The organism is Shewanella putrefaciens (assembly GCF_016406325.1).
Classification (GTDB): domain Bacteria; phylum Pseudomonadota; class Gammaproteobacteria; order Enterobacterales; family Shewanellaceae; genus Shewanella; species Shewanella putrefaciens.
The window spans coordinates 1442815-1455456 of the sequence record NZ_CP066370.1; the positions used below are offsets into that span (position 1 = coordinate 1442815).

Genomic DNA, 12642 nt, shown 5'->3' on the forward strand with positions numbered 1-12642 from the left:
CCAGTTATCCAGCAAAGTCACTGGCCCTAGGTGCGTGACTTTGCTAGTCTGCTTTTTAGTTATTGTTAACCTGCAATTCAAAGATAATCCTAATTATGTCCGATCCTCGTTTTGTGCATCTTCGTGTCCACAGTGACTTTTCTATGTCCGATGGCGTAGCCAAAGTTAAACCTATTCTTGCCCAAGTTGAGGCGTTAGGTATGGCTGCGGTCGCCTTGACGGATCAAAACAACTTCTGTGGATTAGTAAAGTTTTACAGTGGCTGCCATGGTGCGGGGATTAAGCCCATTATTGGTGCCGATTTTTGGATGCAAGTGCCTGGGTTTGAAGGTGAATTCTGTGCGTTAACCATTATCGCAATGAACAACGTGGGTTATCAAAATCTCACTCAAATTATCAGTCAAGCCTATTTGCGGGGGCAGGTGGCGGGTCGAGTGGTGATCGATCAAGAGTGGTTACTGACCTATAACGAAGGCATATTATTGCTTTCTGGCGCTAAGGAAGGTGATATTGGTAAGGCGTTACTTAAGGGGAATAATACCCAAGTTGAATCCCTTTGTGAGTTTTATCAAACCCATTTCGCTGAACGCTACTTTTTAGAGCTAATCCGCACGGGTCGACCCGATGAAGAGCGTTATTTGCATATGGCCGTTGCGTTGGCGCAGGAAAAAGGCTTCCCGGTTGTGGCCACCAATCAGGTCGTGTTTTTAAAACCCGAAGATTTCGACGCCCACGAAATTCGCGTGGCTATCCATGATGGTTTTACTCTTGCGGATCCCCGCCGTCCTAAAAAGTACAGTGAGCAGCAATACTTACGTAGTGAAGAGGAAATGTGTGAGCTATTTGCTGACATTCCTGCCGCACTTTCTAATACGGTTGAAATCGCTAAACGCTGTAATGTGACAATTCGTTTATACGAGTATTTTCTGCCTAACTTCCCTACGGGCGATATGTCCATCGAAGACTTTTTGGTGGATTGTTCGAAGAAGGGTCTCGAGGAGCGCCTCGCGTTTTTATTTCCCGATCCACAGGTTCGTGCCGAGCGCCGCGGCGAATACGATGAGCGCCTAGATATCGAATTGCAAGTGATCAACCAAATGGGTTTCCCCGGTTACTTCTTGATCGTGATGGAGTTTATCCAATGGGGTAAGGATAATGGGATTCCTGTAGGGCCGGGCCGTGGGTCGGGCGCAGGTTCGCTTGTTGCCTATGCTCTTAAAATTACTGACTTAGATCCGCTTGAATTTGACTTGCTGTTCGAACGATTCCTCAACCCCGAGCGGGTTTCTATGCCCGACTTTGACGTCGACTTCTGTATGGATAGACGGGACGAGGTGATAGAGCATGTGGCCGAGTTATACGGCCGTGAAGCGGTGTCGCAAATCATCACCTTCGGTACTATGGCCGCAAAAGCGGTTATCCGCGACGTTGGCCGCGTGCTAGGACATCCCTATGGTTTTGTTGACCGTATTTCAAAACTTATTCCCCCTGAGCCTGGAATGACACTGGCTAAAGCCTTTGAGGTCGAGCCTGCGTTGCAGGAATCCTACGACGCCGATGAAGATGTTAAAGATCTTATCGACATGTGTCGTAAGCTTGAGGGCGTGACTCGTAACGCAGGTAAGCATGCGGGTGGGGTGGTAATTGCACCCACTAAAATTACCGATTTTGCACCACTTTATTGTGATGCAGAGGGTAAAAACCCAGTAACACAATTCGATAAAAACGATGTGGAAACCGCAGGCCTTGTGAAGTTTGACTTCTTGGGGCTACGTACCCTCACAATTGTCGATTGGGCGCTGGAGATGATCAACAAAGTGGAGGTCAAAAATGGCCGCCTTCCTGTACGTATCGAGGCAATTCCTTTAGACGATCCTGCCTCGTTTCGATTATTACAGCGTTATGAAACCACCGCTGTTTTTCAGCTTGAATCCCGCGGTATGAAGGATTTGATTAAGCGACTTCAACCGGATTGCTTCGAGGATATGATCGCGCTTGTCGCCCTGTTCCGTCCAGGGCCTTTGCAATCGGGCATGGTGGATAACTTTATCGAGCGTAAGCATGGCCGCGAGGAAGTGTCTTACCCAGATTCCCAATACCAGCACGAATCCTTAAAGGAATTACTCTCACCTACCTATGGCATTATCTTGTATCAAGAGCAGGTCATGCAGATAGCGCAGGTGCTTTCAGGCTACACTCTAGGCGGCGCCGATATGCTTCGCCGTGCCATGGGTAAGAAAAAACCTGAAGAGATGGCTAAACAGCGTAGCATCTTTAAAGAGGGCGCGATTAAAAATGGCGTCGACGGTGAGTTGTCGATGAAAATCTTCGACTTAGTGGAAAAGTTCGCCGGTTATGGTTTTAACAAATCCCACTCCGCCGCTTATGCCTTGGTTTCCTATCAAACCTTGTGGTTGAAAACCCATTATCCTTCACAGTTTATGGCGGCGGTGATGTCCGCGGATATGGATAACACCGACAAGATAGTGACACTGGTTGATGAGTGCGAACGCATGGGGCTCACTCTGATCCCGCCCGATGTGAACAAAGGGCTATTTAAATTTACTGTCGATGATGATCTGCGAATTGTTTATGGTATCGGTGCCATTAAAGGTGTGGGTGAGGGCCCTGTTGAGTCGATTTTAGAGGCGCGTAAAGATGGCCCCTTTGTTGATTTATTCGATTTCTGTGCCCGTATCGACCTGAAAAAACTCAATAAACGTGTGATTGAAAAGCTTATCTGCGCGGGTGCCTTAGATTCCCTCGGCCCGCATCGCGCTTCGATGATGGCGACCTTACCCGAAGCGATGCGCGCCGCCGATCAACATGCCAAAGCGCAGGCAATTGGTCAGCACGATATGTTTGGCCTACTCAATAGTGAGCCGGAAGATAGCAAACAACAGTTTGTGGAATGTACCCCATGGCCAGATAAAATTTGGCTTGAGGGAGAGCGTGAAACTTTAGGGTTATATTTAACAGGTCACCCTATTAATCAATATCTTAAAGAACTTAAGTACTATACTTCAGGGCGCTTAAAAGATGTGCATCCTACTGAACGTGGTAAAACGGTAAAGGCCGCAGGTTTAGTTGTCGCGACTAGGGTGATGCTGACCAAACGCGGTTCAAAGATGGGATTGTTGACACTCGATGACAAGAGTGCGCGCCTCGAGGTGATGTTATTTACCGAAGCCTTTGAGAAATTTAATCACTTGCTCGAGAAAGATAGGATCCTTATCTGCGAAGGTGAAGTAAGTTTTGATGATTTTGCTGGTGGTAATAGGATGACTGCTCGCAATATTATTGATATTGGTGAGGCGCGTAGCCATTTTGCTAAGGCGCTTGAAGTCGACCTTGATGCCGAGAAGTTAACTCCTGCGGTTTTAGACAGTATTGAACAAGCCATGAGCCCTTGGCGAAGTGGTGCTGTGCCAGTACTCATTAATTACAGTCAAACTCTGGCTAAAGGACAATTTAGACTTGCTGAGAGTTGGCGAGTTAACCCTTCTGATGAATTAGTCTTCGCCCTTGAAAGTTTACTTGGCCCAAATAAAGTTCGGATCGTGTTTTGACGTATAATCATTTTTTGGTTTAATGCTTAGATTTATTCAATATTATCAAAGGATAATGGATGTCAGTCCCCGATCTCTGTACCCATGTCAGTGTTTTTTTAGACTCACTTAAATTGAAAGCGGGTAGAAAGTTAGTGCTGGCTTACAGTGGTGGTGTTGATTCAGAAGTCCTTGCCTATTGCCTTAGCAAGTATGCTAAACAGTATGGGGAGCTTCAATATCAACTTGTTTATGTGCACCATGGTTTGAGTCAACATGCCGATGCTTGGGCACAGCATTGCATTACACGGGGACAACATTATGGTCTACCCACGATAATTGAGCATGTTCAAGTGAAGCAGGGTCCAAGGATGAGTATTGAGGCTGAAGCTCGCAGGATGCGTTATCAGGCAATTGAGCAGCATGTAGGTTCAGATGATCTGCTGCTTACCGCGCACCATGAGGACGATCAACTCGAGACGATTCTACTCGCCCTTAAACGTGGTCAAGGCCCAAAAGGATTAGCGGCGATGGGACAGATCCAGCCGTTAATGCAGGGCATTCAAGTGCGACCTTTATTGGATGTGAGCCGTGAGCATATTGAGGCTTATGCGAGTGCTAATGGATTGGTGCATATCGAAGATGAAAGTAATCAGGATGACAAGTATGATCGTAATTTTTTACGTTTAGACATTATTCCTCGCCTTAAGGCTCGTTGGTCAAGTATTGCCACAACTGCGAGTCGCAGTGCTTTCCTATGCGCTGAGCAACAAACTGTCATTGATACAGAGGTCAGCCTCCGTTTACCCACTTGGCTCACGCAAGCAAAATTTACCCAACAGACGGTATTTAACCTCAATGGATTTGACACTCTGACACCAAGCTGGCAAGCGCTATTACTGCGTGGATTTATCGAGTCGCAGGGGTTTGCATTACCCTCTTTTGTGCAACTTAATCAAATTATTCATCAGTTACTTAATGCAAAAGATGATGCCAAAGTGCTTATTCGTGTGGGCGATTGTGCGTTGCGCCGTTTTGCCAATCAACTTTATCTTGAGCATTATTCCAAGCATGTAAAATCATCAGCTGAATATGCCAAGAAGTGTATTGATATTTCCGAAAGCAGCCTAAGCATGCTCATCAATGGTGATATTGAAACCTTAGTCATCCCAGATCCCCAAGGTAAAAATATTCAATTTGGATTAAGTCAACAAGGACCAAGACTCAAGCTTCCGCCATTGAATACTGTGGTGAGTGTACGTTATCAATTACCAGGGCAGCTTCGTTGCCATCCCCACAATCGCAGTAAAGGACGTGAACTTAAAAAACTTTGGCAGGAATACGCAGTGCCGCCATGGTTACGAGGGCAGGTGGGGTTTGTATTTTATGGCGAGCAGATGGTCATGGTACTCGATCTTTGGATTGAAAGGGCATTTTGTGTAGAGGATGAGGCTGTTGGGTTGCTGCAGCACCAATGAGGTTAATTATGGTGATTTGGCATCCCTGCATTTGCTCCCTAAATTGATTAAGATAACTATTTTTAGCCTAGTTTATAACCATTGCGACCTGATGCCTTAGCTTGATATAAGGCTTTATCGGCTAATTCATACAGCTGTTCAGCCTCTAGAATATCGTTAGACTCTGCTGCACCTAAACTACAACTTACCCCAAACTGATTAAAACAATGATGCTGATTTGTGCCTGTGACTATTCGTTCGCATAATAAACTTGCGGCTTGGATAGTTCCTTGAACGATAACCACAAACTCATCACCACCAATGCGAAATGCCTGATCCGTATTACGGATCGTGTTGCGAATAACGTCACCAAATTCTTTAAGAATATAGTCACCGCATTTATGGCCAAATTTATCGTTGAGTTGTTTGAAGTTATCTAAATCCAACACAACTAATGATATTACGCCTTGTTTACGATGAGCCCTAGCAATGGCCTTTTTAAGGCTTTGGTTGTAGTAATGACGATTACCTAAGCCTGTAAGCGAGTCAAACATCGCCTGCGTTGACATTTCTTGGTACAAGATGGCATTGGCTAGTGGTTGTTGTAATAAGGGCTCTAATTCTTGTAAAAGTGCCGATTGTGACGGTGTCAGTGGCGTGAGTAATTGATATTGGATGTTGAGCGAAACACCATTGCAAATCAATTGATGTTTTAAACTGATACCGTAACGTTTACCCCAAGTTAATTTATGCACATTGCTGAGTAGACGTACTCCTTGAATAGGCAAGTATTGTTCCAGCATTTTGCCATAGCAGGCAAAGACTGTCCGAGGATCTAAACTGGCATGTAGCTGTTGGAGCACTTGAACTAAATCCAACGGTGGTGCATTTGGACTGTATATATCTGCTTGGTAGCCGTATTCCTCAGGGTACAACACTGTTGCTAAACCAAAGTCCATCATTATTACTCCAGCAAACTGAATTGCGGTACGACATTTTTATTATTTAAAGCAAATTTTATGCCGTAATTTTGTGGAGTGATTTATCATTTTATATCAGTTGGTTAAGTTGTAAGTTCGAGATTATATTTTTTATATGCCAGCAATTTGACAGTCGTCGACTCTGGTCTGTGTTTGCTGAGGAGTGGATATAAGGAGAAGGGATTTTGTGTCGTATTGTGGATATTGTGGAAACGGAATGATTAGGTCTATTCGCTAATATTTTTATAAAACACCAATAAAAATGCCGACGCAATGTCGGCATTTTCTGCAATTTGTTATCTGATTAATCTATCCCTTGCGAGATAGGAATTAATTACAGAACAACAACGTTCGCAGCTTGAGGACCTTTTTGGCCTTGTTCGATATCAAAAGAAACCTTTTGACCTTCACCAAGGGTTTTAAAGCCTTCTGAAACGATTGCGCGGAAATGAACGAATGCGTCAGCGCCACCATTGTCAGGAGAAATAAAACCGAAACCTTTTTCTTCGTTAAACCATTTAACTACACCAGTAGTTTTAGACATGAATGTCTCCAAAATTTTCAAACAAAATAATTCGCAATTATGCGGGAACTTAGCCAGAAATAGAATTATTTACATTGATGATAAGTTATGAGTGGAAAGCTTCATGACAGCAAACGAGTTACAGGGTGCAGCGAAGGTTTTCAAATACATAATATTGCTTATAAATAGGTCTGAATCACAGGCCGGAGTGCAGATTAACATACTCTGACCTTTTGTATAGCTTTATTTTTAGTTTATGCCATTTCCCTGTGCGTACTTTTAAAGCTCATTGGGAGTGAAACATGATTTAACTCAAATTATTCATATAGATAATTGATATTTCAATGAGTTTTGATTCGGAAAATTATTTATACATATGGATGAGGTGTATTGGCTTCGGCTTATAGTTGCTATTAGTTTTAGTTGCTATTTGCTTGCAATGATTCGTTACGTTATTAAATTGTTGCTCAATTGTGTCGGTGTTATTCTGGTCCAGCCTATAATACCAATCACATTAAATATCTAATCAGTTCAGAGCCTCACAGGCATCTCAATCCAAGGCGCATTGACGCAGAAATGGTCATTCCCTTTTAAGTCAATGCAACATCGGAGTGGGGTGCCTGTGTGGCTCCCGAAGGGCGGGTTTCAACGCGCTTTATACTGCGTTTAAGGCTTTTGACAGAGCACCACTATGCCTTCAAGCCTTCGCCTTGTCTAAAGCGCGTTGAACTCCCGCTGAATGAACAGATATTTAATACGATTGGTATAAGGCTCTCGGTTTTCCACACTTTAATTTAATGATAAATGGAGCGTTAAGATTGAAAACAGTATTGAAACGAATCGGACTCGGTAGCTTAATTTTAGTATTACTGTTAGTGGGATTGGCTGCGCATGAATGGTATGCCAAGAAGCCCTTTTTCTTTCGCGCTTTTTTAGACCGTAGTGTTGTAAAAATGGCCTTTGAAAGTCCTGAAACCTTAACTTCGTTAGGCTTTTTAGAATCTTTTGGGGTGACAGGGCATAATGCGTTATTGGATGATGGTAGCCCTGAAGCATTGGATAAAGTTTTTACTAAGGTACGTGAACTTAGGGAAACACTGCTGAGTTACCAAGATGATGATTTAGATGATAATCAACGTATTTCTAAGGATATTGCCCTGTATCTTGCTGATTTTGCGTTAGCGTCAGAGCCATATCGTTACCATAACTATCCATTAAATCAGTTATTTGGTGTGCAGAATGGCTACCCTAGTTTTATGCAGGCACAGCACCAAGTTAATTCGGTGGGAGATGGTGAAAATTATTTATCTCGTTTACAACAAGTCAAAACAAAGTTTAGCCAGACACTCGAAGGTTTAAAAATCCGTGAAAACAAAGGTATTGTCCCACCTAAGTTTGTGATTGAACGGGTATTGACTGAAATGAATGCCTTTGTCCGTGCCCCTGTATCAGAGAATATTCTTTATAGCTCCTTTAAAACCAAATTGGCCGAAACAGATATTGCTGCGGGTGAGCAAGAGCGTTTACTCGCTGGGGCCGAAACCAATATTAAAGAATTTGTGTATCCTGCCTATCAGTTATTTATTGATTATTTTACTCAATTACAAACCAAAGCGGGCACCAACGATGGTTATTGGGCGTTGCCAGATGGTGATGTAGCCTACGAACAGCTTTTGAAGTTTTTTACTACGACCAATTACAGCGCCGATGAGATCCATGCCAAAGGATTAGCGGAGGTGAGTCGTATTCAGAGCGAAATTATGACCATATTGGCCGATGAAGGTTACGATGTGGAGCAAGGATTCTCGGTTGCTATTGAGGCGCTTGCCGCTGATCCTAAATTTTATTATGAAGATAGCGATGCGGGACGAGCGCAAATTTTAGTGGATTATCAAAGTATTCTTGATGAGATCAACGCAGGATTAGATGGTGCATTCCGTATTCGTCCAGAGGCGGGAATGGAGGTTGTGCGTATTCCTGAATTTAAAGAGAAAACGGCACCGGGAGCTTACTATCAGCAACCTGCAATTGATGGTAGTCGCCCAGGGCGTTTCTACGCCAATCTCTATGATATTAAGGCAACACCCAAATATGGAATGCGTACGTTGGCATATCACGAAGGTATTCCAGGGCATCATTTCCAAATTGCGGTGGCAATGGAGTTAGAAGGTGTGCCACTTATCCGTAAAATGGCGCCTTTTACGGCCTATATCGAGGGTTGGGCGTTATATAGTGAGCGTTTAGCTTGGGAATTGGGCTTCCAGAAAGATCCCTTTGATAATATTGGTCGTTTGCAGGCAGAACTCTTTAGGGCCGTGCGTTTAGTCGTGGATACAGGTATTCACCACAGCCGATGGACACGTGAGCAAGCCATTGACTATATGAAGAAAAATACGGGTATGTCCGACCATGATGTGACCGCTGAAATTGAGCGTTATATTGTCATGCCGGGTCAAGCGACGGCTTACAAAGTCGGGATGATGAAAATACTTGAGTTAAGGGAAAAGGCTAAGTTGGCGTTAGGTGATAAATTCGATTTACGAGATTTCCATGATGTAGTGCTTAAAAATGGCGCTGTGCCTTTAGATATTCTGGATAAACTGGTGAATCGATACATTGCGGAGATACAAAGTAAGAAGTAGAAGGTAATAGTTTGTTATTTAAAGTCTTTATATCTTTGGTTATTTCATGAAACACCTGCAAAGTGGTTTTTTTGTACCGCTTGCAGGTATGATGTGATTTGCGTAAAGCGAGTGCGATTCTGGCTTTCGCTAATCGCTTTCAATACAATCCCAATCACTCATTGATAAATGCTCGCAGACAATAGTGTGATGCCGTCTGCGGGTATTTTTAGTTTCAAGGTTTTGCTGATGAATCGTTTATCCCCCCAAGAGCCAATTCAATTGACTCAAGCCTCCGTTGAGTCATTATTCACGCCGCCGACGTTAATGCGAGCCCGTGATTATGTGATGAAAGGGCGGGTATTAAACGTAAAAGCAAACGCTGATTTTCGCCATATTGAAGGTTTGGTCAGCGGTACTGAACGTGCTCCTTATCGACAAGATATCCGTCTTGTTAGCGTTAACCATAAGCTGATCATGAACGGTTTTTGTTCCTGTCCTGCAACGGGGCATTGCAAACATATTGCCGCCGTACTTTACAGTTTGCTCAGTGATAAAACGGTGGAAGATCAACGTATCACCCAATGGCTACATTTACTGGATGAAGCCGACGATCTTAAACTTTATGACGTTGATACGCTTTATGAAGATCGTGTGCTCTATGTGCTTTCGAAGGATGATAATGGTGTATTTGTTGAATTTCGCCGTGGCAAATTGGCTAAGAAAGGTGGGTACAACAAAGGGTCAAAGGTTGCGCTATCCGATGTGCAATATTTTATGCCCGCTTGGATCGGTTCTGATGATGCGCTTATTCTTAACTTAGTTATGTCGACCCGTCGCCACGGTGCTTCACGTCTCTATTTAAAAGCGCAGTTAGGTGCGGTCGCGTTAGAGAGAATGCTTGCGACCGAACGTTGTTTTTGGGAAGAAAGCCGTATTCCTCTGAGTCAAGGGGAGGCTGTAAGCCCTGTTTTTGTCTGGAGTGATATTGATAGTGAGCATAAACAAATACAGTTGGTGTTGCCCAATAAGGACAATTGGGAGCTGATCTCCACCGCGCCACCTGCTTATATTGAGTTGGATTACTTTAAGGTAGGAGCTGTAAAAACAGACATTAGTATCGATAAGTTAATGTTGTTAAATCACATGCCTCCGGTGCCAAGTTCACAGATAGAAACGGTGAGTCATAAGCTGATAAAACATTTCTCCGCCAAAGTAGTTCCCACACCTCTTCCGATTGATTTTGTAGAACTTCAGGCACCTTTGCAGATAAGGTTAACGCTAACGTCACTGGACTTACCTGAGCATGCGATGGCTCAACCATTCGTATTACTGGAATATGTTTATCAAGATGTGGTGCTTGGGGGGCGTTATATTGATGAGCCGCTATCTTTAGTCACTCAGGGAGGCAAAACATACCAAGTCATGCGGCAGGTCGCGTTGGAAAAAGACGCGATTACTCGTTTGATGGCGTTAGAATTTGCTGAACTTGATCCCTCATTTTTCCCTAATAGCAATAGCCTAAGTAGTATTTGGAGTTTAGGGCCTTTACCTGAAGCCATTAAAAAGTGGTTAAGGTTTATTGAGCTCTGTATTCCGGCCTTAGAGGACTTGGGGTATCAAGTCTGTTATGCCGAAAACTTTAGCTTAAATGTGATTGATACTCCTCTTGCTATTGAGCTTGATGACTCAGAGGAAGGCTGGTTTTCCCTATCTCTCAATGCGGATATTGATGGCCAAAGTATTCCTATGTTGCCCCTCATTGCCACTTGGCTTAAACAGCATGGGGAACCTGCGGATGATGCTGAATTATTACTCCCAAGCCCAAATGGTGATTGGTTAAAAGTCAAAGCCAGTGTGATTAAACCATTGGTGAGCATTATTTTAGAACTATTTGAGAGTCACAAAGGCCACAGTGTTGCGTTACCAAAGTATCGAGCCCATTTGCTGAATGATTTTGTCGAGAGTGAAATACGTTTATTAAATGGTGAGCGGGTGAGAAGTCTGGCGGCAAAATTGGATCAATTTCAGGGTGTCGTTGAGGTGGATTTACCTCAGCAATTACAAGCTGAATTACGACATTATCAACATCAAGGTTTAAATTGGCTCTGTTTTTTAAAGGAATATCAGCTTGGTGGCATTTTGGCCGATGATATGGGACTCGGTAAAACGATTCAAACATTGGCCTTTTTACTCAAGCAGCAAGCGCTTAAGTCCACGGGAGCGAGTTCCTCACCAAGTTTAATCATTTGTCCCACGAGTTTAGTGGGTAACTGGGCCAAAGAGGCGACGAAGTTTGCCCCTTCATTAAAGCTGGTGGTGATCCATGGTGCAGCCCGTAAACCCTTGCTTGAGTGCTTAAATGAATTTGATGTTGTTGTAACGACCTATCCGTTAATGATGCGTGATAGCGAATATTATCAGCCGCATATATTTGAACATATTGTCTTAGATGAAGCCCAGCAGATTAAAAATGCCCAAGCAAAAGTGACTCAAATAATTAAAGAGTTACGCTCCCCATTCAAGTTATGTTTAACAGGAACGCCACTGGAAAATCACTTAGGTGAGCTTAAGTCTTTGATGGATTTTTGTTTGCCAGGGCTTTTAGGGACAAATGCCTTTTTTAACAAATCCTTTAGACATAGTATCGAGCGTTATGGCGATACAGATAAAGCAAGGGCATTGAGCCAGCGTATTGCTCCTTTTGTGCTGCGTAGAACAAAAGATGAAGTCGTCAGTGAATTACCGGCGAAAACCGAAATCGCTCAAATCTTAGAACTTGAGAAAGATCAGCGTAATCTCTATGAGAGTATTCGCTTAGTCATGGAGAAAAAACTGCGGGATCTATTTGCAAACCAAGGTGTTAACAGTAGCCATATTGAATTTTTAGATGCGCTGTTAAAGCTACGTCAGGCCTGCTGTGATCCGCGTTTAGTCAAGTTAGAGCAAGCACAAAAAGTAAAGAATAATGCTAAGCTGGATTGGCTTAAGCAAAACTTGCCTGAGATGGTGCAAGAAGGGCGTAAGGTATTGATATTCAGCCAGTTCACTAGCATGTTGACCTTGATTGAAGCAGAGCTGCAATCGTTAAATATTGATTACAGTAAACTGACAGGACAAACCCGTTGGCGTCAAGCGCAGATTGATCGATTTCAAGACGGTGATACACCTGTGTTTTTAATCAGTTTAAAGGCCGGGGGAACTGGGCTAAATCTTACGGCTGCCGATACCGTTATTCATTACGACCCTTGGTGGAACCCCGCCGCAGAAAAGCAAGCCACAGATAGGGCACATCGTATTGGTCAAGATAAGCCAGTATTTGTGTATAAATTAATTGCTGAAGGTACTGTTGAGGAAAAAATCCAAGAAATGCAGCAGCATAAGCAAAATTTGGCCGACAGTATTCTTGAAGGGAAAGGCAAAGGGACATGGCAGGGTAGTGCCGATGAACTGTTATCGCTTTTTAGCTAATTCGGACCCGTTTCTTTTAATAATTGCATTATTTGACTGAGG

Annotated in this window: 6 protein-coding genes; 4 read left to right on the forward strand and 2 right to left on the reverse strand. The window is 43.5% G+C overall.

Annotated elements, in window-relative coordinates:
- Positions 1–95 precede the first annotated feature (95 nt).
- Complete coding sequence (dnaE, locus tag JEZ96_RS06455; RefSeq protein ID WP_025007454.1) at positions 96–3569, forward strand: DNA polymerase III subunit alpha; 3474 nt, start codon at positions 96–98, stop codon at positions 3567–3569.
- Between the two features lie 59 nt (positions 3570–3628).
- Positions 3629–5026: a tRNA lysidine(34) synthetase TilS gene (tilS, locus tag JEZ96_RS06460; protein ID WP_198779867.1), complete on the forward strand. Its 1398-nt coding sequence runs from the start codon at positions 3629–3631 to the stop codon at positions 5024–5026.
- Between the two features lie 62 nt (positions 5027–5088).
- Here tilS and dgcS read toward each other — a convergent pair whose 3' ends face one another.
- Positions 5089–5964 (reverse strand): diguanylate cyclase DgcS, encoded by an 876-nt coding sequence (gene dgcS, locus JEZ96_RS06465; RefSeq protein ID WP_025007455.1) that lies wholly within the window; start codon positions 5962–5964, stop codon positions 5089–5091.
- A gap of 355 nt (positions 5965–6319) precedes the next feature.
- The gene (gene cspE / locus JEZ96_RS06470; RefSeq protein WP_011790010.1) at positions 6320–6529 is read right to left on the reverse strand and encodes a transcription antiterminator/RNA stability regulator CspE; all 210 of its coding nucleotides are present in this window, start codon (positions 6527–6529) and stop codon (positions 6320–6322) included.
- Positions 6530–7326: 797 nt separating this feature from the next.
- Here cspE and JEZ96_RS06475 point away from each other — a divergent pair.
- Together JEZ96_RS06475 and JEZ96_RS06480 are read left to right on the forward strand one after the other, a co-directional pair.
- Positions 7327–9150 carry a DUF885 domain-containing protein gene (locus JEZ96_RS06475; RefSeq protein WP_025007456.1) on the forward strand — a complete coding sequence of 608 codons (1824 nt, stop codon included), beginning with the start codon at positions 7327–7329 and terminating at the stop codon, positions 9148–9150.
- 228 nt (positions 9151–9378) lie between these two features.
- A complete protein-coding gene (locus JEZ96_RS06480) occupies positions 9379–12600 on the forward strand; it encodes a DEAD/DEAH box helicase (protein WP_198779868.1) in 3222 nt (1073 codons plus the stop codon).
- Positions 12601–12642: the final 42 nt, after the last annotated feature.